The organism is Streptomyces cucumeris (genome assembly GCF_024295805.1).
GTDB lineage: Bacteria > Actinomycetota > Actinomycetes > Streptomycetales > Streptomycetaceae > Streptomyces > Streptomyces cucumeris.
Genome location: NZ_JANCLX010000002.1, coordinates 304,455 through 325,514 on the forward strand (window position 1 = coordinate 304,455; position 21,060 = coordinate 325,514).

At 71.7% G+C, this 21,060-nt stretch carries 24 protein-coding genes; 11 read left to right on the plus strand and 13 right to left on the minus strand.

What is annotated here, in order from left to right; all coding sequences use genetic code 11:
* The first annotated feature begins 6 nt into the window (after window positions 1-6).
* The 3 genes from NMK44_RS04335 (at window position 7) to NMK44_RS04345 (ending at window position 4,400) form a co-directional block, all read left to right on the plus strand.
* Window positions 7-1,554: a glycoside hydrolase family 3 protein gene (locus NMK44_RS04335; RefSeq protein WP_254738336.1), complete on the plus strand. Its 1,548-nt coding sequence runs from the start codon at window positions 7-9 to the stop codon at window positions 1,552-1,554.
* Window positions 1,555-1,598: 44 nt separating this feature from the next.
* Entirely contained in the window at window positions 1,599-2,669 is a 1,071-nt protein-coding gene (locus tag NMK44_RS04340; RefSeq protein WP_254738739.1) for an SIS domain-containing protein, read from the plus strand.
* A gap of 261 nt (window positions 2,670-2,930) precedes the next feature.
* Complete coding sequence (locus tag NMK44_RS04345; RefSeq protein WP_254738338.1) at window positions 2,931-4,400, plus strand: sensor histidine kinase; 1,470 nt, start codon at window positions 2,931-2,933, stop codon at window positions 4,398-4,400.
* A 177-nt stretch (window positions 4,401-4,577) separates the two neighbouring features.
* On the opposite strand, the gene NMK44_RS04350 is transcribed toward NMK44_RS04345, so the two are convergent.
* Window positions 4,578-4,835 carry a WhiB family transcriptional regulator gene (locus NMK44_RS04350; RefSeq protein WP_003953983.1) on the minus strand — a complete coding sequence of 86 codons (258 nt, stop codon included), beginning with the start codon at window positions 4,833-4,835 and terminating at the stop codon, window positions 4,578-4,580.
* Window positions 4,836-5,154: 319 nt separating this feature from the next.
* A complete protein-coding gene (locus tag NMK44_RS04355; RefSeq protein ID WP_254738340.1) occupies window positions 5,155-6,123 on the minus strand; it encodes a diacylglycerol/lipid kinase family protein in 969 nt (322 codons plus the stop codon).
* 84 nt (window positions 6,124-6,207) lie between these two features.
* Between NMK44_RS04355 and NMK44_RS04360 the strand changes: the two genes are divergently transcribed.
* Window positions 6,208-6,744, plus strand: a complete 537-nt coding sequence (locus NMK44_RS04360; RefSeq protein WP_254738342.1) for a hypothetical protein — start codon at window positions 6,208-6,210, stop codon at window positions 6,742-6,744.
* Window positions 6,745-6,781: 37 nt separating this feature from the next.
* On the opposite strand, the gene NMK44_RS04365 is transcribed toward NMK44_RS04360, so the two are convergent.
* The 4 genes from NMK44_RS04365 to NMK44_RS04380 all read right to left on the minus strand — a co-directional run bounded on the left by NMK44_RS04365 (window position 6,782) and on the right by NMK44_RS04380 (window position 9,218).
* Window positions 6,782-7,696: an RNA polymerase sigma factor SigF gene (locus tag NMK44_RS04365; protein WP_374215232.1), complete on the minus strand. Its 915-nt coding sequence runs from the start codon at window positions 7,694-7,696 to the stop codon at window positions 6,782-6,784.
* Window positions 7,697-7,713: 17 nt separating this feature from the next.
* Entirely contained in the window at window positions 7,714-8,127 is a 414-nt protein-coding gene (locus NMK44_RS04370) for an ATP-binding protein (RefSeq protein WP_176180706.1), read from the minus strand.
* Between the two features lie 244 nt (window positions 8,128-8,371).
* Entirely contained in the window at window positions 8,372-8,911 is a 540-nt protein-coding gene (locus NMK44_RS04375) for a GNAT family N-acetyltransferase (RefSeq protein ID WP_254738344.1), read from the minus strand.
* A gap of 46 nt (window positions 8,912-8,957) precedes the next feature.
* Window positions 8,958-9,218, minus strand: coding sequence for a UBP-type zinc finger domain-containing protein (locus NMK44_RS04380; protein ID WP_254738346.1), 261 nt, complete (start codon window positions 9,216-9,218; stop codon window positions 8,958-8,960).
* A 43-nt stretch (window positions 9,219-9,261) separates the two neighbouring features.
* Here NMK44_RS04380 and NMK44_RS04385 point away from each other — a divergent pair, with 43 nt between their 5' ends.
* Window positions 9,262-10,872 (plus strand): Na+/H+ antiporter, encoded by a 1,611-nt coding sequence (locus NMK44_RS04385; RefSeq protein WP_254738348.1) that lies wholly within the window; start codon window positions 9,262-9,264, stop codon window positions 10,870-10,872.
* Between the two features lie 36 nt (window positions 10,873-10,908).
* Here the strand turns inward: NMK44_RS04385 and NMK44_RS04390 are convergent, their stop codons facing one another.
* Window positions 10,909-11,499: an N-acetylmuramoyl-L-alanine amidase gene (locus tag NMK44_RS04390; RefSeq protein WP_254738350.1), complete on the minus strand. Its 591-nt coding sequence runs from the start codon at window positions 11,497-11,499 to the stop codon at window positions 10,909-10,911.
* A gap of 166 nt (window positions 11,500-11,665) precedes the next feature.
* Between NMK44_RS04390 and NMK44_RS04395 the strand changes: the two genes are divergently transcribed.
* The 3 genes from NMK44_RS04395 (at window position 11,666) to NMK44_RS04405 (ending at window position 13,634) form a co-directional block, all read left to right on the plus strand.
* The gene (locus tag NMK44_RS04395; protein ID WP_254738743.1) at window positions 11,666-12,577 is read left to right on the plus strand and encodes a glutaminase; all 912 of its coding nucleotides are present in this window, start codon (window positions 11,666-11,668) and stop codon (window positions 12,575-12,577) included.
* 80 nt (window positions 12,578-12,657) lie between these two features.
* Window positions 12,658-12,882: a hypothetical protein gene (locus NMK44_RS04400; RefSeq protein ID WP_254738352.1), complete on the plus strand. Its 225-nt coding sequence runs from the start codon at window positions 12,658-12,660 to the stop codon at window positions 12,880-12,882.
* Window positions 12,879-13,634, plus strand: coding sequence for a DUF6597 domain-containing transcriptional factor (locus NMK44_RS04405; RefSeq protein ID WP_254738354.1), 756 nt, complete (start codon window positions 12,879-12,881; stop codon window positions 13,632-13,634). Before NMK44_RS04400 ends, NMK44_RS04405 begins: the two co-directional genes overlap by 4 nt.
* Before the next feature lie 28 nt (window positions 13,635-13,662).
* On the opposite strand, the gene NMK44_RS04410 is transcribed toward NMK44_RS04405, so the two are convergent.
* On the minus strand, window positions 13,663-14,058 hold the full coding sequence (locus tag NMK44_RS04410) for a VOC family protein (RefSeq protein ID WP_254738356.1): 396 nt from the start codon (window positions 14,056-14,058) through the stop codon (window positions 13,663-13,665).
* Between the two features lie 73 nt (window positions 14,059-14,131).
* A complete protein-coding gene (locus NMK44_RS04415; RefSeq protein WP_254738358.1) occupies window positions 14,132-15,094 on the minus strand; it encodes a beta-ketoacyl-ACP synthase III in 963 nt (320 codons plus the stop codon).
* 265 nt (window positions 15,095-15,359) lie between these two features.
* Between NMK44_RS04415 and NMK44_RS04420 the strand changes: the two genes are divergently transcribed.
* Window positions 15,360-16,619, plus strand: a complete 1,260-nt coding sequence (locus NMK44_RS04420) for a DUF2330 domain-containing protein (protein ID WP_254738360.1) — start codon at window positions 15,360-15,362, stop codon at window positions 16,617-16,619.
* Here NMK44_RS04420 and NMK44_RS04425 read toward each other — a convergent pair.
* On the minus strand, window positions 16,607-17,254 hold the full coding sequence (locus NMK44_RS04425) for an HAD family acid phosphatase (protein WP_254738362.1): 648 nt from the start codon (window positions 17,252-17,254) through the stop codon (window positions 16,607-16,609). The two genes, NMK44_RS04420 and NMK44_RS04425, sit on opposite strands and share 13 nt — an antisense overlap.
* 76 nt (window positions 17,255-17,330) lie before the next feature.
* A complete protein-coding gene (locus NMK44_RS04430; protein ID WP_254738364.1) occupies window positions 17,331-18,323 on the minus strand; it encodes a helix-turn-helix transcriptional regulator in 993 nt (330 codons plus the stop codon).
* Window positions 18,324-18,534: 211 nt separating this feature from the next.
* On the opposite strand from NMK44_RS04430, the gene NMK44_RS04435 reads away from it, so the two are divergent.
* Entirely contained in the window at window positions 18,535-18,912 is a 378-nt protein-coding gene (locus tag NMK44_RS04435) for an STAS domain-containing protein (RefSeq protein WP_254738366.1), read from the plus strand.
* A 245-nt stretch (window positions 18,913-19,157) separates the two neighbouring features.
* Window positions 19,158-19,709, plus strand: coding sequence for an STAS domain-containing protein (locus NMK44_RS04440; protein ID WP_254738368.1), 552 nt, complete (start codon window positions 19,158-19,160; stop codon window positions 19,707-19,709).
* Here the strand turns inward: NMK44_RS04440 and NMK44_RS04445 are convergent.
* Both NMK44_RS04445 and snpA read right to left on the minus strand, forming a co-directional pair.
* The gene (locus NMK44_RS04445; RefSeq protein WP_254738370.1) at window positions 19,681-19,947 is read right to left on the minus strand and encodes a hypothetical protein; all 267 of its coding nucleotides are present in this window, start codon (window positions 19,945-19,947) and stop codon (window positions 19,681-19,683) included. The genes NMK44_RS04440 and NMK44_RS04445 overlap by 29 nt on opposite strands.
* A 265-nt stretch (window positions 19,948-20,212) precedes the next feature.
* Window positions 20,213-20,878, minus strand: a complete 666-nt coding sequence (gene snpA / locus NMK44_RS04450) for a snapalysin (RefSeq protein ID WP_254738381.1) — start codon at window positions 20,876-20,878, stop codon at window positions 20,213-20,215.
* Window positions 20,879-21,060: the final 182 nt, after the last annotated feature.

Genomic DNA, 21,060 nt, shown 5'->3' on the forward strand with positions numbered 1-21,060 from the left:
CCGGCCATGACGACCCTCGCACACACCCCCGTCACGCTCACGCGGGACGCCCTGACCGTCCTCCAGCCCGGGTTCACCGGCACCACCGCCCCCGACTGGCTGCTGCGCAGACTCGGTGAGGGGCTCGCCTCCGTCGGGCTGTTCGGCCGGAACATCACCTCGCCCGAACAGCTCACCGCGCTCACCGCCCGGCTGCGTGCCGAACGGGACGACGTCCTGGTGGCGATCGACGAGGAGGGCGGCGATGTCACCCGGCTGGAGGTGCGGGGCGGCTCCTCCTTCCCCGGCAATCTGGCCCTCGGCGCCGTCGACGACCCCGAGCTGACCCGGGCCGTCGCCCGGGAGCTGGGCCGCCGCCTCGCCGCCTGCGGGGTCACCCTCAACTGGGCGCCCTCCGCCGACGTCAACTCCAACCCCGACAACCCGGTCATCGGCGTCCGCTCCTTCGGCGCCGGGCCCCGGCTCGTCGCCCGGCACACCGCCGCCTGGGTCGAGGGGCTCCAGAGCGCCGGGGTCGCCGCCTGCACCAAGCACTTCCCCGGCCACGGCGACACCGCTGTCGACTCCCACCACGCGCTGCCGCGGATCGACGCCGGACTCGACACCCTGGCGACACGTGAACTGGTGCCGTTCCGGGCCGCCGTGGCCGCCGGGACCAAGGCGGTGATGAGCGCCCACATCCTGCTGCCCGCGCTCGACCCGGAGCACCCGGCCACCCTCAGCCCGGCCGCGCTCCACGGACTGCTGCGCGGCCCCGTCGCCGACGGCGGCCTCGGCTTCGACGGTCTGATCGTCACCGACGGCATGGAGATGCGGGCCGTCTCCGACGCCTACGGCCTGGAGCGCGGCAGTGTGATGGCCGTCGCCGCGGGCGCCGACGCCATCTGTGTGGGCGGCGGTCTCGCCGACGAGGACACCGTGCTCCGGCTGCGTGACGCGCTGGTGGCCGCCGTGCTCGACGGCCGGCTGCCGCAGGAGCGGCTGGCCGACGCCGCGGCGCGGGTACGGGCGCTGGGGGAGTGGACCCGGCGGTACGGCGGACCGGGCGCCGCGGAGGGGATCGAGCCCGCGCCCGGGATCGGGCTCGCCGCGGCCCGGCGGGCGCTGCGGATCACCCCCGGCGGTACCGCGTACCGGCCGCCGACCGGGCCCGCGCATGTCGCGGCCCTCACCCCGATGGCCAACATCGCGGTCGGCGACGAGACGCCCTGGGGCGTGGCGGCCGAACTCACCCGGCTGCTGCCCGGCACCACGACCGCCACCCACGGACGCCAGGACGCCGGGACCGGCGGTGTCCCCGCCCTGGTCGACGACATGCTCGACCAGGCGGCGGACCGTAGGATCGTCGCCGTGGTCCGCGACGTCCACCGGCACCGCTGGATGGCCGACGCCCTGGACGCCCTGCTCGCCGCCCGGCCCGACACGGTCGTCGTCGAGATGGGGGTGCCCCAGGCGCCGCCCGCCGGGGCGCTGCACATTGCGACCCACGGCGCCGCCCGGGTCTGCGGACGGGCGGCCGCGGAAGTCATCGTCGGCGGTGCGGCCGGGGTATGACTCCACCGAGCACCACCCGGCAGAGCCACCTGGAGGCACCCGTCATGTCCGCCACCCCGACGGCCCGGCCCGACTCCCGTCCCGGTCGGATCATGTCCGGTGAGATGGCCGAGCAGCCCGCGGTGCTACGGCGGATCCTGGAGGAGGGGGCGCCGCGGATCCGGGAGACGGCGGAGCGGATCGCGGCGCGGGCTCCGCGTTTTGTGCTGCTGACGGCGCGGGGGACGTCGGACAATGCGGCGTTGTATGCGAAGTATCTGGTGGAGGTGTTGTGGGGTAAGCCGTGTGGGCTGACGTCGATGTCGACGACGACGGCGTACGGGGCGCGGCAGGATCTGCGTGATGTGCTGGTGATCACGGTGAGTCAGTCGGGTGGTTCGCCGGATCTGGTGGCGTCCACCGAGGCGGCGCGGGCGGCGGGGGCGATCACGCTGGCGGTGACCAACAACGCCGGATCACCGCTGGCGGCGGTTTCGGAGTTCCATATCGATGTGCTGGCCGGGCCGGAGAAGGCACTGCCCGCCACCAAGACCTACACCGCTGAGTTGCTGGCGTTGTATCTGCTGGTGGAGGGGTTGCGGGGCGGGGATGGCGCGGCGGCCAAGGTGCTGCCGGATCTGGCGCGGGGGGTGCTGGAGCGGCAGGGCGAGGTGCGGGCGCTGGCGGCGCGGTACCGGTTCGCCGAGCGGATGGTGCTCACCTCGCGGGGCTTTGGGTATCCGACGGCGAAGGAGGCGGCGCTGAAGCTGATGGAGACCAGCTATATCCCGGCCCTGTCGTATTCGGGGGCGGATCTGCTGCACGGTCCACTGGCGATGGTCGACAACATCTCGCCGGTGATCGCGATCGTGACCGAGGGCCGGGGCGGGGAGGCGTTGCAGCCGGTGCTGGAGCGGCTGCGCGGCCGGGGAGCGGACCTGGTGGTGATCGGCGCGCAGTCGGAGGTGGACCGGGCTTGTGCGGGGTTCGCTCTGCCCACGGGTGGGGTGGCCGAGGAGGTGCAGCCGATCCTGGAGATCCTGCCGCTGCAGATGCTGGCGTATGAGGTGACCATCGCCCGTGGCCAGGATCCGGACGCGCCCCGTGCGCTGGCCAAGGTCACCGAAACCCGCTGAACCACCCGCGGGCCGCGGCGCCAGAGCGGGACCCTCAACCCGCCCGGCACCGCAGCCCGGGTTGCGCCGGCCGAGCGGCCGGCCACGAGGCGCCCGGTGCGGTCAGGGCAGAGCGCGCCGGGTACCCGATCCGCCCTCCTGTGCGGGGAGTGCGGAAGATCTCAATGCTCGATCATTCTGGACTAGACCACTAGGGTCTGTCCATGGTTGTGCGCGGATAGGCTAATCCACCCGGGCGGGTAGGCTCACACCGTGCCCTCCATGAACGACCTCGTACACCAGCACACCGCCCTCGGCGATGCCGATCTCGAATGGCTTCACCTGCTGGTATCGGAGTGGCAGCTGCTCTCCGACCTCTCCTTCGCGGACCTCGTGCTGTGGGTGCCGACCAGTGACGGCACCCGGTACGTCTCGGTGGCGCAGATGCGGCCCAACACCGGCCCCACCTCCTATCAGGACGACATGGTCGGCCATCTCGTTCCCCGCGGGCGCCGCCCCATGCTGGACGCCGCCCTGGACGAGGGCCGGATCGTCCGGGAGGGCGACCCGGAGTGGCGCGAGGAGGTGCCGGTGCGGGTGGAGTCCATCCCGGTCTGCCGGGAGGGCCGGGTGCTGGGCGTCATCGCGCGCAACACCAATCTGCTCACCGTGCGGACCCCGAGCCGGCTGGAGCTCACGTACCTCCAGAGCGCCTCCGACCTCGCCCAGATGATCTCCGTCGGCGCATTCCCGTTCCCCGGCCAGCAGGTCGACATGGACGCCTCGCCGCGCGCGGGCGACGGGCTGATCCGGATGGACGCCGACGGGGTGGTCCAGTACGCCAGCCCCAACGCGCTCTCCGCCTACCACCGGCTGGGGCTGGCCGCCGACCTGGTCGGCCATCACCTGGGCCGGACCACCGCCGAACTCGCTCCGGTGCGCGGACCGGTGGACGAGGCACTGGTCAAACTGGCCAGCGGCTGGGCGCCCAGGGAGTTCGAAGTCGAGGGCGGCGACGGGGTGATCCAGCTCCGGGCCATCCCGCTCAAGCCCAAGGGCCTGCACATCGGCTCGCTGGTGCTGCTGCGGGACGTCACCGAACTGCGTCGGCGCGAACGAGAGTTGATCACCAAGGACGCCACCATCCGGGAGATCCACCATCGGGTGAAGAACAACCTCCAGACGGTGGCCGCGCTGTTGCGCCTCCAGGCCCGCCGGATGGACTCCGAGCAGGGCCGGGAGGCGCTGAACGAGGCGGTGCGCAGGGTCGGTTCGATCGCGATCGTCCATGAGACGCTGTCCCAGAACCTGGACGAGCGGGTCGAGTTCGACGATATAGCCGACCGGGTGCTGGCCATGGTGGCGGAGATCTCGCCGGGCAAGGTCACCGGACGGCGCACCGGACGCTTCGGCATCCTGGACGCCGAGGTCGCCACCCCGCTGTCCATGGTGCTCACCGAAGTGCTGCAGAACGCGCTGGAGCACGGCTTCGGACCGGGGGAGCAGGGCACGGTCGAGGTCGCGGCGGTACGCGGCGGCACCGGTGAGGACAGCAGGCTGCGGGTCACCGTGCAGGACGACGGCCGGGGACTGCCGGAGGGCTTCGATCCGCAGCGGACCGGGAACCTCGGGCTCCAGATCGTCCGCACCCTGGTGGAGGGTGAACTCGGCGGCAGTTTCGATATGCGGCCGGCCCCGGAGCGCGGTACCCGGGTGGTCCTGGACTTCCCGGTGCGCGCCGAGAAGCGCTGACCGCTCCGTCTGTCGTCCACCTCACAGCACGGCCCGCACCGTACCGGGCCCGTACAGCAACTGGGCCCGCACAGCACTGAGCCCCCGGACCGGCTGGTCCGGGGGCTCAAAGCTCACGTTGCTGTGCGCATCGGGATTACTGCGCGCTGCGGCTCGGGGGCCACGGGGCGTTCAGGGTCAGGCGCTGGCGTTGCGCGCCCGGTTCCGAGCGGCACGGCGCTTCATCGCGCGGCGCTCGTCCTCGCTGAGTCCACCCCAGACGCCGGAGTCCTGGCCGGACTCAAGCGCCCACTGCAGGCACTGCTCCATCACGGGGCAGCGACGGCAGACGGCCTTGGCTTCCTCGATCTGCAGCAGCGCAGGACCAGTGTTGCCGATGGGGAAGAACAGCTCGGGGTCTTCCTCGCGGCAAACGGCGTTGTGACGCCAGTCCATGGCTGCTCCATCTCCTCGCGGATTGCGGGTTCGTTGCTTGTGAATGTGAACGCTTTCACGAATCCCCCCGCAAGGCTAGGGACATCAACCAGTTGGGGCTGGTGCGGTCCCGTGGAATGAGGAGGGGGTTCGGGCTCTCAAGGGGGCCGTTCTCCGGCCGTCCCGATCGCCAAGAAGAGACTCGCAAACCTCGGCGGCGGATACAACCCCTTCCGGAAAGTTTTTTTTGATTCCTTGGTGTCGACTAGGTCACAGCCGTACTTCCGTTGGGTGGAAGCCAGCCTAAACGTTCGACTGAAAGGAGTTTCGGCGGTCTCACTCACACAATCACACGCAGTGCACGGCGTACGCCTGTGAACGTCACGCTCGTACGCAGTCCCAGGTGGTCACCGTCCATCTGGAAGGGCAGTGGCGCCTGGGAATGCAAGGTGAAGTCCGTCTCGTCATGGAGCGAGACCGCGTGCTTGCCGTGAGGGCCCCGCTCGGGGCTCGACATCAGCAGCTGGGTGGCGTAGCGGGTCACCGCCGGGGCCGACAGCTTGGTGAGTCCCAGCACGTCAAGGGCGGTGTCGAAGGATGCGCGAGGGGCCGCGTAGACCGGCCGGTTGCCCAGATAGGTCCAGGGGGCGGTGTTGCAGACTATCGCCAGGGCCAGGTCCTCGAGGGTGTCCTGACCCGGTCGCCGCACCGAGATGGTGCCGTGGCGCCGGTGCGGCTCGCCGAGGAACTGCCGGAGCATCTGCCGTATGTACAGGGCGTGGGTCGACCGCTTGCCGCGTTCGCGCTGCTGTTCGACCCGGCCGATCACACTTGCGTCGAAGCCGAATCCGGCGCAGAAGGTGAACCAGCGTGCGGGCACCGCCTCGTCCGGGGTGCCCGGGGTGCCGCCCGCGAGCCCGAGGCCCACGGTGCGCTCGGTGCCGTCCCGCAGGGCGTCCAGCAGGGCGCCGGTCGCCTCGACGGCGTCATTGGGCAGCCCCAGGGCGCGGGCGAAGACATTGGTGGAGCCGCCGGGGACCACGGCCAGCCGGGGCAGGTCCTCCGGTGCGGGACCGTTGTGCAGCAGCCCGTTGACCACCTCGTTGACGGTGCCGTCCCCGCCGAGGGCGACGACCAGCTCATGGGTGCCGGCGTCGGCCGCGCGGCGGGCCAGATCGCGTGCGTGCCCCCGGTACTCCGTGGTCGCCACGTCCAGCTTGAGATCGCTGGCGAGCGCATGGATCAGTACGTCACGGGTGCGGGCACTGGTGGTGGTTGCTGCCGGATTGACCACGAGGAGTGCGCGCATGCGCGCCAGCCTACCCATCCGCGGTGAACGGCCGTAATCCCCGGGGTGCGCCCCGGAGCCCGGGGCGACGGCTACGCTGCTGGGGTGAGCAGTAAGAAGTCCGCCACCGCCAAGAAGCCCCGCCCCGCCGGAACCGCCCCGCAGGGGAAGAAGGCGCCGCAGGGGTCCCAGGGGAAGAAGGCCCAGGCGGCCGCCGCGCCGGCTGCACCGGCCGACACCGCCCCCGAGGGGCCGCGTCCGGCGCGGATCACCGCTGCCGCGGTGCTTGCCGCCGTCGAGGGCGTGGTGCTCCTGGGCTTCGGCGTCTATGTGCTGATCATGGGGCTGACCGGCGACCCGGAGAGCCCGCAGCAGGCGGAGATGCTCGGGGTCACCGTGCTGGCACTGGCCGCGCTGCCGCTGCTGGCCGCCCGTGGACTGTGGCTGCGCCGCCGCTGGAGCCGGGGTCCGGCGATGATCACGCAGCTGATGGCGCTGCCGGTGGCCTGGACGCTGGTGTCGAACGGCGGGGGGCTGATCGCCGCCGGAGCGGCGATCGGGATCGTGGCCCTCACCGTCCTCGCGCTGCTGATCAACCCCACCGCGACCGAGGCGCTGGGGATCGGGCCGCGCGACGCCTGACCGGTGTGCCGCGCACGCCCTTCCGCTCCGCCGCCCGCTACTCCTCCACCAGCAGCCGGTCCCGGAGCTGGGCGAGGGTGCGCGCCAGCAGCCGGGAGACATGCATCTGCGAGATGCCGACCTCCTGCGCGATCTGCGACTGGGTCATATTGCCGAAGAAGCGCAGCAGCAGGATCTTCTTCTCCCGTGGCGGCAGATCCTCCAGCAGCGGTTTGAGCGACTCGCGGTACTCCACGCCCTCCAGCGCCTCGTCCTCGGCGCCGAGGGTGTCGGCGACCGCCGGGGACTCGTCGTCGGTGTCCGGCACGTCCAGCGAAAGGGTGCTGTAGGCATTGGCCGACTCCAGCCCCTCCAGCACCTCTTCCTCGGAGATGGACAGATGCTGGGCCAGCTCGTGCACGGTCGGAGCGCGGCCGTGCCGCTGGGAGAGCTCAGCGGTGGCCGTGGTCAGCGACAGCCGCAGCTCCTGGAGGCGGCGCGGCACCCGCACCGCCCAGCCCTTGTCCCGGAAGTGGCGCTTGATCTCGCCGACGACCGTGGGGGTCGCATAGGTCGAGAACTCCACGCCGCGGTCCGGGTCGAACCGGTCCACGGATTTGATCAGCCCGATGGTGGCGACCTGGGTGAGGTCGTCCAGCGGCTCTCCCCGGTTGCGGAAGCGCCGGGCCAGGTGCTCCACCAGCGGGAGGTGCATACGCACGAGGTGGTTGCGCAGCTCGGCCCGTTCGGAGGAGCCCTCCGGGAGCCGGCGCAGCTCGATGAACATCGCCCGCGCGCCGCTCCGGTCGTGCGGATCGTGGTGGTGCTGCTGCGCCTGCTCGTGGTCGTGCTGATCCATGTGGTCCGCCCGCTCTGGTCGGTCTCCTGCCGCCTCCGAGTCCGCGGGGTGCGGCCGGGCCGGCGGGTGCGGGATGGCCGGGGTACCCACTCCCCGCGATGATGCAGTGCTCACGGAGCCCCCTCGTTCCGTCACGGCTGTCCGGGGCCGGCGCCGCGCTCCTTGTACAGGCTGATGCTGACCGTACGGTCCTCGGCCACGGTCGAGTCGACCTTGCCCGCCAGTGCGGAGAGCACCGTCCAGGCGAAGGTGTCGCGCTCGGGCGCGCGGCCATCGGTGGTGGGAGCCGAGACAGTCACCTGCAGTGCGTCGTCGATCAATCGGAAGACGCAGCTCAGCACACTGCCGGGGACGGCTTGCTGAAGCAGGATCGCGCAGGCCTCGTCAACGGCGATGCGCAGATCCTCGATCTCGTCGAGGGTGAAGTCCAACCGGGCTGCGAGACCGGCCGTGGCCGTACGCAGCACCGACAGATACGCCCCCGCAGCGGGCAGCCGGACTTCTACGAAGTCCTGGGTCCCGGGCTCGCCTGCGATCTGGGACACCCTCACCTCCAAGGTGACACAAGCTGGTTGAGCTGAGCTGATTGGAGCGCCGCCCGTATGCCCGTATGGTGGAGGCAGAACAGTCGGCGCGATGTGTGGTTCGGCTGCGACGCTATCGCGATCTGCGGTGCGGTGTCGCCTGGACGAAGCACGGCCCCCGTCATGGGTGAACCCCGACCCGAAGGTTCGCGATATCACTCATAGTAAGCACATGAGTACGCAGCGTGGCTAGGGGTCTGCGGTCTCAATTCGAAAGAGATGTCGCCTCGCCCAACGAATCGCTGGTCATAGAGGTGCCCACGGCTTGGGCGGCCAATGCACGCAAGGGGTCACCGGTCAGCCGCCGGACCGTCCATTCGTCCATCGGTTCGGCACCCAGCGAGGCGTAGAAGCCGATGGCCGGAGCGTTCCAGTCGAGCACCGACCACTCGAAGCGGGCGTAGCCCCGCTCCACGCAGATCCGCGCGAGCTCGGCGAGCAGCGCCTTGCCGTGGCCGCCGCCGCGCGCCCGCGGAGTGACGTACAGGTCCTCCAGGTACACCCCGTGGGTGCCGGTCCAGGTGGAGAAGTTGCGGAACCACAGGGCGAACCCCACCGTCTCCGCGTCCGCTCCGGTGCCCTCTTCGGCGATCAGCCCGAAGACCGCCGGGTCCGCCCCGAAGAGCGCCTCGCGAAGCTGCTCCTCGGTGGCCTTCGCCTCCTGCGGCGCCTTCTCGTACTCCGCCAGTTCCCGGATCATCGCGAGGATGTCCGGGACGTCCGACGGCTTCACTGGTCTGATCATGTGATGAAGGCTAACCGGAGCCACCCGTGCCGCGGCAGCCGTCGCACTAGACGATGAGCAGATCCACATAGCACCAGCGCCATCCCTCACCCGGCTCCAGGCTGCGCATCACCGGATGACCCGTCTCCTCGAAGTGCCGGGTGGCATGGCCGAAGGCGGAGGAGTCGCAGCAGCCCACATGACCGCATTCCAGGCACATCCGCAACTGCACCGGATGGCTTCCGGCGGCCAGGCACTCCGGACAGGTGTCGGTCAGCGGGCGCGGACCGGGGCGCGGCAGGTCGGGAACATGTGGGCACTCGCTCATGATTGCCAGGTTAGACGCAACCGAAGGGGACGGGCCGGGGCCGATGGACGTATTGCCGTTGTTGATGCTGGTCGCGGGCAGCGCGGCGGTTGCGGGGGCGGCCCGTCGCACCCCGGTCCCCGCGCCGCTGCTGCTGGTGGCCGTCGGGCTGATGCTCTCCTTCGTCCCGGGGGTGCCGGACTACACCCTGGACCCGCATATCGTGCTGCCCCTGGTGCTGCCGCCGCTGCTGCACACCGCGGCGCTGGACAGCTCGTACCTGGACCTGCGGGCCAATCTGCGCCCGATCGCCCTGCTCTCGGTGGGCTATGTGCTGTTCGCGACCGTCTCGGTCGGCTGGATCGCCCATCTGCTGGTGCCCGATCTCCCGCTGACCGCCGCGCTGGTGCTGGGCGCGGTGGTCGCGCCGCCGGACGCGGTGGCGGCCACCGCCATCGCCCGGCGGCTGGGACTGCCGTCGCGGCTGACCACCATCCTCCAGGGCGAGTCGCTGGTGAACGACGCCACGGCGATCACCGCCTACCGGGTGGCGCTGGCCGCGGTGGTGGGGGAGGGGGTCACCTTCCTGCACGGAGCCGGGGAGTTCCTGCTCGCGGCGGTCGGCGGTGTCGGCGTCGGTCTGGTGCTGATGGTGCCGCTGCACTGGCTGCGGCGGCGGCTGACGGACCCGCTGCTCCAGAACACCCTCTCGCTGCTCATCCCGTTCGTCGCCTACTCCGCCGCCGAGCAGGTCGAGGCGTCCGGTGTGCTGGCCGTGGTGGTCGTCGGCCTCTACCTCGGACACCACGCCTGGCAGGTCGACTTCGCCACCCGGCTCCAGGAGGCGGCGGTGTGGCGGATGATCGCCTTCATCCTGGAGTCCGCGGTCTTCGCGCTGATCGGGCTGCAACTGCGGGTGGTGCTCCAGGGCCTCGGGCCGTACGGCTCGGCCGAGGCCGCCTGGTACGCGGTCATCGTCTTCCTGGCCGTGGTCCTGATGCGCTTCGTCTGGGTCTTCCCCGCGACCTTCCTGCCCCGGAAGCTCTTCCGCCGGATCCGGGAGCGCGAACCGGGCGTCACCTGGACGACGCCCGTCGTCGTCGGCTGGGCGGGGATGCGCGGTGTGGTCTCGCTGGCCATCGCCTTCTCCATCCCGCCCACCACGCACGGCGGTGCGGAGTTCCCGGCCCGCAACCTGATCCTCTTCCTGACCTTCACCACCGTGATCGGCACCCTGGTCGTCCAGGGACTCACCCTGCCCGCCCTGATCCGGCGGCTGGGCGTGCCCGGCCGCGACCCCCAGGCCGAGACGCTGCTGGAGGCACAGGCGCAGGCCGAGGCGTCCCAGTCGGCCGAGACCCGGCTGGACGAACTCCTCGCGGCCGAGCGCAACGCCCTGCCGCCGCCGCTGGTCGACCGGCTGCGCCATGTCCTGGAACGGCGGCGCAACGCGGTGTGGGAACGGCTCGGCGCGGTCAACGAGGTGACCGGCGAATCCGTGGACGACACCTACCGCAGACTGGCCCGCGAGATGATCGAGGCCGAGCGGAAGGTCTTCGTCGACCTGCGTGACCAGCGGCGGATCGACGACGAGATGCTGCGCCGGCTGCTGCGCCGACTGGATCTGGAGGAGGCCGCCGCCTTCCGGGAGGAGGCCCCGGAGGGCGGACTCTGAGCCGCCCGCCCCCGGGTCCTCCCCGGACGGGGTGGTTCAGGCCAGCCGCTCGCGGATCCGCGCCCGCATCGCATCCATCGTGAAGCCGCGCGGATCCACCTTGCCCGGCTGCCATTCCAGGTGGCCTATCACCGAGCGCTGGTTCCAGCCGTGATGGCGGCATATCGCGGCCGAGACCCGCTCGATCGCCTCCAACTGGGCCTCGGGCCATGGATCCTGGCCGTCCCCGAGGTTCTCGCACTCGAAGCCGTAGAAATGGCGGTTGCCATCCGTATTGGCCTCGTTGTCCGGCGGCAGCACCCGCTCGGCGATGACGGCCTGGAGCACGTCGTCATCGCCGAGCCCGGCGTGATTGGCCCGGCCGTAGCCGACCAGATGCACGGTGCCGTCCTTGGCGATCACGCCGTGGCACAGCGGACCGGGCAGGGACTCATAGCCGTCCCGGCATATCTCCACGGTCTGCGCGGTGCCTCGGGTGACGGAGTGGTGGATCATCACCCCGTGCACGGGCCCCCAGGGGCCCTTGTGATTACGGTTGTGGTTGCGCCAGTCGCCGACCTGCACCACGCGCAGGCCCTCGCGCTTCAGCGCCGAAAGGAAGTCCCCAGCGGACATGGGTGAGGCCATGGCCGCCTCCGTTCTGCTCATGCGGCGGGCGCGCCGGCCGCGGCCCGCTCGTTTCACTGGTTGCTTACCCGCTGCGTTCTCATAAACACATGGGGTGACCAGTGGGAGAGGTGTGGTTATCGTGCGGTCAGATCCGCTCGACGACGCGCAGGAGAACCACGGCACCATGGACTACCAGGCAGTACTCGACGAGGTCGCGGCATATGTGAAGCCACAGGTCGGCCGGGGGCAGGTGGCCCAGTACATCCCCGCGCTCGCCGAGGTGGACGCCCAGCACTTCGGAATGGCCGTGGCCGATGTGGACGGCGGGATCACCGGGGTCGGTGACTGGGAGGTGCCGTTCTCCGTCCAGAGCATCTCCAAGGCGTTCGGACTCGCGCTCGTCCTCGCCCAGGACGGGGAGCGGATCTGGCGGCGGGTCGGCCGGGAGCCGTCGGGCAACCCGTTCAACTCCCTGGTGCAGCTGGAGTACGAGAACGGCATCCCGCGCAACCCGTTCATCAACGCCGGGGCCCTGGTCGTGACCGACAGGCTGCACAGCCTGACCGGTGACGCCAGCACCACCATGCTGGACTTCCTGCGCGCCGAGAGCGGCAACGACCAGCTCGCCTTCGACCCGGCGGTGGCCGCCTCCGAATCCGGCCACGGCGACCGCAACGCGGCCCTGGCGCACTTCATGGCCAGTTACGGCAACCTCGACAACCCGGTGCCGACCGTCCTGGAGCACTACTTCTGGCAGTGCTCCATCGAGATGAGCTGCCGCGACCTGGCGCTCGCGGGCACCTTCCTGGCCCGCCACGGACTGCGCGCGGACGGCTCCCGGCTGCTGTCGCGCCGTGAGGCGAAGCGGGTCAACGCGGTCATGCTCACCTGCGGGACGTACGACGCGGCGGGCGACTTCGCCTACCGGGTCGGACTGCCCGGCAAGAGCGGCGTCGGCGGCGGCATCATCGCGGTGATCCCGGGCCGGTGCACCCTGTGCGTGTGGAGCCCCGGCCTGGACGCGCGGGGCAATTCGGTGGCCGGGGTGGCCGCGCTGGACCACTTCACCACGCTGACCGGCTGGTCGGTCTTCTAGCCAGGCCGCCCCCAGGGTGGCGTACGGCCCGGCCGGGCGGGAGCATGGAAGGAGTGGTGGTGAGCAGGAGGTGTCCCGCCATGCAGCACGAAATGCGCGCCGAGTACGAGGAGGGCAGTTCCGGACGGGTGGCCGGTGCGCCGGTCAAGATCTGGCACATGGTCCGGGCCAATGGGACCACGGCCATGTGCGGACGTGAGCTGGCCCCGGACGCGGAGACCCAGGCGGCCGATCTGTGGGCCACCCACGACGGAGGTCCGTTCTGCCACTCCTGCGGTGCGATGTACCTGCGCGAGGTCCCGTGAGCGGATACCGCGAGCGGGGGTCGCGGCTCGGCGGCGGCACGGTGGTGTGGACCCGCACGGCCGGAACCGGCTCCCAGCGGGTGCTGCCCGACGGCTGCACCGATCTGATCTGGACCGACGAGGGCGGCACGGCCCCGGAGGGCCGGCTCTTCGTGGCCGGTCCCGACACCCGTGCCCAGCTCGCTGCCGCCCCGCCCGGGGCCCGCTACGTGGGGCTGCGGTTCGCGCCCGGCACCGGCCCGTCCGTACTCGGCGTCCCCGCGCACGAACTGCGGGACCGGCGGGTGCCGTTGTCCGCGCTGTGGCCCGGGGCGCGGGTGCGGCGGCTGACCGGACGGGTGGCCGGACATGCGGCGGCCGGGGCCGCCGAGCCCGGGGGCCTGGCGGCCGCGGTGGGCCGGGCGCTGGAGGACGCCGCCCTCGGGCGGCTCGATGAGGCGCCGCCGCCCGATCCGGTCCTGGCGGGCGTGGTCGCCGGGCTCGCGCACGGGCGCAGTGTGGCGGACGTGGCCCGGTCGGCGGGGCTGGGGGAGCGGCTGCTCCACCGCCGTTCGCTGGCCGCCTTCGGCTACGGCCCCAAGACCCTCGGGCGGGTGCTGCGGCTGAACCGGGCGCTGGACCTGGCGCGCGACGGCTTCCCCTTCGCCGAGGTCGCGGTGGTGGCCGGATACGCCGACCAGGCCCATCTGGCCCGTGAGGTACGGACGATGGCGGGCGTACCGCTGGGACGGCTGCTGGCGGAGTCCGGCTGAGCCGCCGTCCCGGCGGCCGGGGAGCCCGTCAGCCGGGCAGCGGTGCGAACAGGTCCACGCCGTTGCCGTCCGGGTCCAGCACCACGGCGTAGCGCTGCCCCCAGAAGGCGTCCCAGGGCTCCTTGTGCCCCGGCGCGCCCGCCTTCACCAGCTCCGCGTAGACCGCGTCCACCTCGGCCGGACCGTCGCAGAGGAAGGCCAGCCCGGTGCGCGGGGAGCCGGTCGGCGGCGTCCATCCGGGGTCGAAGGAGCGCACCGTCTCGACGGTGTCCCACAGCAGCCGGGTGCCACCGGGCAGGGTGGCCTCGGCGTGCGGCTGGGAGTCGGCCTCGGGGGCGATGTCCACCCCCAGGCGGCGGTAGAAGGCGAGGGATGCGGCCATATCCGCGACGACCATGCCGATCGCGTCGAATCGTGGAGTCATGCGGGCAGCGTAGGCAGCGCCCCGGCCGCCGGTCTTGAACGAATCGGACGGGTTCCCCCGGCGCGCGCCCCGGTCACGGGCAGCGGATGACCTGGCCCGCGTAGGAGAGGTTGCCGCCGAAGCCGAACAGCAGCACCGGATCGCCGGAGGCGACCTCGCCGCGTTCGACCAGCTTGGACAGGGCGAGTGGGATACTGGCCGCCGAGGTGTTGCCGGACTCCACCACATCGCGGGCGATCACCGCGTTGACGGCGCCCAGCTTCCGGGCGACCGGTTCGATGATCCGCAGGTTGGCCTGGTGCAGTACCACTCCGGCCAGGTCCTCGGGGCGGATCCCGGCCCGGTCGCACACCTCCCGGGCGATGGGCGGAAGCTGGGTGGTGGCCCAGCGGTAGACGGACTGGCCCTCCTGGGCGAAGCGGATCGGGGTGCCCTCGATCCGGACCGCGCCGCCCATGGTGGGCACCGAACCCCACACCACCGGGCCGATCCCCGCGAGCGTCCCCGGTCCGGCGTCCGCCCGGTCGTCGGCCACCACCACGGCGGCCCCCGCGCCGTCGCCCAGCAGCACACAGGTGGAGCGGTCGGTCCAGTCGGCGGCCTCGGTGAACTTGTCCGCGCCGATGACCAGCGCGGCGGTGGCGGCCCCGGCGCGCAGCGTGTGGTCGGCGGTGGCCAGGGCGTGGGTGAACCCGGCGCACACCACGTTCACGTCCATGGCGGCCGGGCTGCCCAGACCGAGCCGCTCGGCGACCCGCGCCGCCATATTGGGGCTGCGGTCGATCGCGGTGGAGGTGGCCACCAGGACCAGATCGATGTCGGCGGCCGGCAGACCGCTGCCGGCCAGCGCCTTGGCGGCCGCCGCCGCGGCCATCTCGTCCACCGTCTCGTCGGGGCGCGCGACGCGCCGGGTGCGGATGCCCACCCGGCTGCGGATCCACTCGTCGCTGGTGTCGACCATGGCCGCGAGGTCGTCGTTGGTGAGCACCTTCGCGGGCTGGTAGTGGCCCAGCGCCACTATGTGTGATCCGGTCATCGGTCGTCCCTTCGCGGGGTGACTGGCAGTGACGTATGCGCGGTTTCGCGTGAGTGTCGGCGCACAGTCGGCGGTGTGTCCCAGTCTTGGTGCGCATGGGGCGCGCGGGCGCGGAGGTACCCACCAATCTTGCGCCCCGAGTTCTGGAGCTTCCGGCCTTTCCACCGGTGGAAGCGGTCTTTCCACTGGTGGAACCGGACAACCCGCGCGCGCCGTCTGAGGCCGTGTCCGCCGGTGTGGCGGAGAACACGGGGGAGTGGAAGCGATGGTCGGCGGGGGAATCGGGGAACGGCTGTCGCCGGGGCGGCGGCGGGCCCTGGTGGTGGTACTGGCGCTGGTGCTGGTCCAGCTCGGATCGCTGGTGCGGCCCGCCTGGGCGTGCGGCTGCGGCGGCATGGTGCCGGGGCGGAACACCACGATCGCGGTGCAGCGCGAGACCTCGGTGGTGCGCTGGGACGGCACCACCGAGGAGATCGTCATGAGCCTCACGGTGGGCGGTGACGCCTCGGAGGCCGCCTGGGTCATGCCGGTGCCACACCGGGCCTCGGTCACTCTGGGTGACCGAGATCTCCTCGACGAGGTCACGGAGGTCATCGCGCCGGCCGACAGGGAACGCCACTACTTCTGGCCGCGTGACGGCGACTGGCCCTTCGACGGCGATCACGGGGACGGTGCCGTGGGTGCCCCGCCCGGGGACGGCGCCAAGGCCGCCGCGCCGCCGGTGGGCGTCGTCGGCCGGGAGCGGCTGGGCCCGTTCGATGTCGCCCGGCTGACCGCGACCGATCCGCACGCGCTGCGCGACTGGCTGGAGCGGAACGGCTTCGAACTGCCGGACCGGCTGGCCGACGGGCTGACGCCCTATGTGCGGGCGAAGTGGGAGTACGTGGCCGTCCGGCTGGCGCCCGCCGAGGACGGCTCCGCCAGGGGCGGCTCCGCCAGGGGCGGCTCCGCCAGGGGCGGCTCCGCCAGGGGCGGCTCCGCCGGGAGCGGCGGTACGGGCGCGGTTGGCCGGACCGTGCTGGGCGGCACCCTGGAGCCGCTGCGGCTGCGCTTCGCCTCCGAGCGCCTGATCTATCCGATGCGGCTGTCCCGGCTGGCCAGGACGGCGCAGGAGCTGGAGCTCCATGTCCTGGCCCCGCATCGGATGGAGCCGCGCGGTGACATCGGCGGGGAGCGGCCCGAGGTGCTCTACGCGGGACGGGTCGAGCCCGGGCCCGCGTCGCGCGGGGCGCTGGAGGAGCTGGCGGGGCGGCGGATGTTCCTGACCTCGTTCCGGCAGGAGTTCCCCCGGCCGGAACGGATCTCGGGGGACCACGAGTTGCGGCGCGCCGCCCGCGACAGCGCGTACCAGCGGGTCCGGTACCACGACACGCTGCTGACGGCGGGCGGCGTTCCGGTGTGGCTGCTCACGGTGGGCGGCGGCGTCCTCGTCGCGGCCGGTGGCCTGGTGGCCGTGGTCCGCGGGAGCCGCCGCCCGGTGGTGCGCTGGGGGCCGGGTCACCCGGCCCCGGCTCAGGACAACTGACCGTTGTAGTCAGGGAGCTTGAAGTGCCGCTCGGCATGGCCGCCGACCAGGTCGGTCGGGGTGTTGCCGATGTTCGCGATGATCGTGTAGCCCTTCTTCTCGATCTCCGCGCGCTTGGCCGCCTTGTACTCGCCCTTGTCCTTGAACAGGTCCGGGAGGAACCGCACGTACAGGTCCTTCACCGAGTAGCCGGCGTGCTCCAGGTTGTAGTGGGTGACCGGGTAGATGATCCCGGGCCGGGCGGTGACGAAGAAGATGTCCACACCGCGCTCGTGGGCGTACTGGGTGAGCTTCAGCACCGGCTCCACGGCGTGCTGCGGGAAGGTGAAGCCGAGGTCCGTCTCCAGCGACGTGTTGTCGATGTCGAGGACGATGGCCTGCTTCTGGCCACCCGGGTTGGCGATGCGCTGCTCGACGTAGGGGCGGGCCTGGTTGTCGACGATGTCCTGCACATCGCGCTTCCAGGTCTCGTAGTCGACCTTCGCGGCACCGGCGGTGGTGGTGGCACTGGCGGCAGCGGGTGCGGCGGCCGGAGCCGCGTTCGCCGTCGTGGCGGTTCCGCCGACACCGATGGCGATGGCCACGGCCGCCGTCGTCACGCCGAACCGTCGCGAACGTGTACGTGCTGCTGTCATCTGTCACATCCTCAGTCGTTGGGTGCCCCCGGATGGCATGTTCACGGCTTGGGGCGGACAGAGGAAGACCAAGGGATTACCGTTCAGTAACAGTTGGCGGAGAATCACTAGTTGGCGCATTCGCGGCCCGGAGCGCCCGGCCGCCCAGTACGCGCAGATAGGCGATCAGTTCCGGCGGTTCATGCACCTCGAACTCGGCGTCGAGCAGCACCAGCCGGAAGGCCAGCCACTCCAGGGCCTCGGTGGCGGTGCGCACCCGGCAGCGGTGCTCGTCGAGGCGTTCGACCTCGGCGCCCGGCAGCAGCCCGGCCACCCGCTCGCAGGGCAGCCGCACAGTGGCCACCGCCCGGTGGGCGGGGGCGACGCCCCGCAGCGAGCGGGAGACGAAGGCGGCCGCGTCCTCGCCGGGCAGGGCGCGCGGGGCGGTGCGGACGCCGGTGGGCCGGGGGTCATGGACACGGTCCACCCGGAAGGTGCGCCAGTCCTCGCGTTCGTTGTCGTACGCCACCAGGTACCAGCGGCGGCCCGAGGCCACCAGACGGTGCGGCTCCACCAGCCGCCGGGTCTCGGTGCCGTCGCCCGCGCGGTAGGCGAAGCGCAGCCGTTCGTGCGCGGCCACCGCGGCGGCCAGCGCGGTCAGCCGCTCGGGGTCCACCGTGGGGCCGCCCGCGGCGGGCGGCAGCGGGACGGTGGCGGAGCCGAGGGCGCCGACCCGGCGGCGGAGCCGGGACGGCAGCACCTGTTCCAGCTTGGCCAGGGCCCGTACGGATGCCTCTTCGATGCCCTCGATGGTGTGGCCCGCGGCCGTGCGCAGCCCGACCGCGATGGCCACCGCCTCCTCGTCGTCCAGCAGCAGCGGGGGCATGGCGGTACCCGCCACCAGCCGGTAGCCACCGGTGGCACCCCTGCTCGCGTCCACCGGATAGCCGAGGTCACGCAGCCGCTCGATATCGCGGCGGATGGTGCGGTGGCTGACGCCGAGCCGCTCGGCCAGTTCGCTGCCCGGCCACTCGCGCGGGGTCTGGAGGAGTGACAGCAGGGTCAGCAGCCGGGCGGGAGTGTCGGTCATGGCGTCAGCCTAAATAGGCCAACGTCACGTGCCGCGCCGTGCGTTGACTGGTCAGCCGGTAGATGGGTATGTCATGTACTGAAGGGCCGGCCTGGGCCCCGGTGGTGACCGGCGCGGCGGCGTTGTGGTGTCCGCGCACCTCCTGATCGGACGGTGTGTCATCCCGGGCGCTCCGGTGTCGCGCGCCTCCCACCATGCCGAGGAGGCTTGCATGTTCGATGATCGGCCCGCCTTCGGAGTCCGTGTACGTGTGGTCGGCGGCGTCACGGTGGCCGAAGTGGCGGGAGAGCTGGACATCTTCGCCGCGGGGCGGATCGCGGCACGGCTGGAGTCCCTCGCCCAGGCCAGGTGCCCGGATCTGGTGCTGGACCTCCGGCCGGTCACCTTCCTGGACTGCGCGGGACTGTCCCTGATGTGCCGCCTGCGCAACCGGGTGCTGGAGCGCGAGGGCCGGTTGCGGCTGGTCATCGACGATCCGCGGTTTCTGCGGCTGCTGCGCATGGTGCGGCTCGAGGATGCCTTCGAGGTGCTGGAGGATCTGACTCCGGCAGTCGCGGAGGCTTCGGCCCAGACATCCGACCGAGCCTGAGTCGATCTGACGAAGCGTCAATAGTAAGAGCGGAAATTCACTCGGAAGAACGCTTTTTGGTGGCGGAATCTCGTGCCCTGCCCCCTGTAACCGACGGTCACCCCTTTACGCTCGCCGCACGCCACCCAGGGACCGGCGGATCCGCATCCTGTGCCGCGGATCCACACCATGCGCCCGAGATGCCCACGCGCGGGACCCTGGCGGGGGTGAGAGGGGGCAGTATGCCGTTCCGAGGGGATATCGCGATGACACAGCCAGGCGCTCCTCGCCGTGCGCCGGTGTCGTCGGACGCCGCCGTGGGTCCCGGCCGTCTGGCCGGTGGCGCCGCCGACGGCTTATGCCCCCTGCCGGAGCGGCCCGCGGCCCCGGATCCCGAGCCGCGCGCGGTGATGTACCGGTCCGGCCGGTGCACCGTCGTCGAGCTGCACGGCGAGATCGACATCGCGGGGCTGGCGTCCGTAGGTCCCCAGCTCGACGCCGCCACGGCCACCCCCGTGCTGGTGATCGATCTGACCCCCACCGCCTTCTTCGACTGCTCGGGGCTGGGGCTGCTGTGCCGGGCCCGGCGGCGGGTCATCGAGGGCGGCGGCCGGCTGCGGCTGGTCTGCTCCCATCCGCTGATCCTCCGCACCCTGCGGGCGGGCGGTCTGGCGGAGGTGTTCGCCCCGGTGCCCACGCTCGCGCAGGCGCTTCACGAGGAGGAGGCCGCGTCCGGCGGCGCGGGGTCCGGATCCGGCGGTCCGCGGACCACATCCGGTGGTGCGGGAGCTACGCCCGGCGGTCCCGCGGAGGGGTGACCCGCCGTGGGTGCGCCCGTCCCCGGCCCTGGCCGTGGTGGTGGCGGCGACCGCCGCGAACGGCGTCGTGGCTCTCGGGGGTGATGTGGTAGCCCTGCTGGACATTGAGCCGGTGGATCAGCAGTGCGCCGAGGGCGATCAGCCCGAGGATCACGACCACGGTGACGACGGTCTGCATGGTGACCACTCCCTGGGGCCGGGCCCCAGCCTGGAGGAATCCGGCCGGTTCGTGCGACATGCGGTGTCTACACGGTACCTCCGACCGAGGACGGCGTCTCCCGTCCGGAGCGGACCCGTCCGGAGCGGTGCGGACGGTGCGGACCGGTGCGACGCGTACCTACCGGAACCGCCGACCGCCCGTACCCGGCATCGGGTGACCGGGTACGGGCGGTGGGGCCCTGATCCATGGGCCCTGAACCATGGAGCGAGGGATCAGCGGGGCCGGACGGGCAGGCCGGGCCCGGTGGGATCACCCACCGGACCGGCCGGCCCCCGGTACCGGTTCAGCGGTTGCCGGCGAGCTTCTTGTCCAGCTTGGCGAGGCCGTTCGCCCACAGCTCGTTGACCTTGGCGATCTCGTTCTGGTCGGGCTGCGAGTTGGTGCAGGACGTGCCGGGGCCGCCACCGGACATCAGCTCGCTGCACGGGCCCTCGTAGTGGTCCGGCAGACCGAGCACATGGCCGGTCTCGTGGGCGGTCACGCGGGTCGAGTCGTACTCCTGGTTCTGCGCGTAGTCCAGGAAGATGTAGCCCTTGCCGTGGCCGTCGGTGCTCGCGTACGAGCCGTTCGGGTCGTCGCCCTCGCGGTAGGTGAAGTCGGCGCTGCCGCCTTCCTGGAGGGTCACGTTGCTCACCGAGGAGTTCCAGATCTCGGCGCTGCGGGCTATCTCGTTCTTGAACGTGGGGGCCGCGCTGGCGTCGTAGGTCACGGTGACGGCCGCCGACTTGTCGTGCGCCTTCTCCTTCTTGGCCAGCGCCGACTTCACCACGGCCTTGAGGAACGCGGTGGTGTCGGCCCGGTCCTCACCACTCGCGGTGTACCCGGCGGCCGCGCTGGTCCGCTGGGTCTGGCTGTGGTCGGTGGTGGCCGCGGACGCGGGCAGGGCGGTCAGGGTGGCCGCCAGGCCGATTCCGAGGGTCGCGGACAGCGCCAACTTGGGCAGGGTCATGTGGGGGGCTCCTCATCGTCCTCGGGCCGACGGCCGCCGAGTGTGGGGAGGCGACCAGGCCGTGGGATGAACTCTTGGTGCCGGAGAGTCTTGAGGAGAATTGGCCTGTCGAAGAGATATCAAAGGGTGATAGCGCCAACGCATCACCCTGCCCCGACCGGCCCCCACTGAGGGCCGATTGA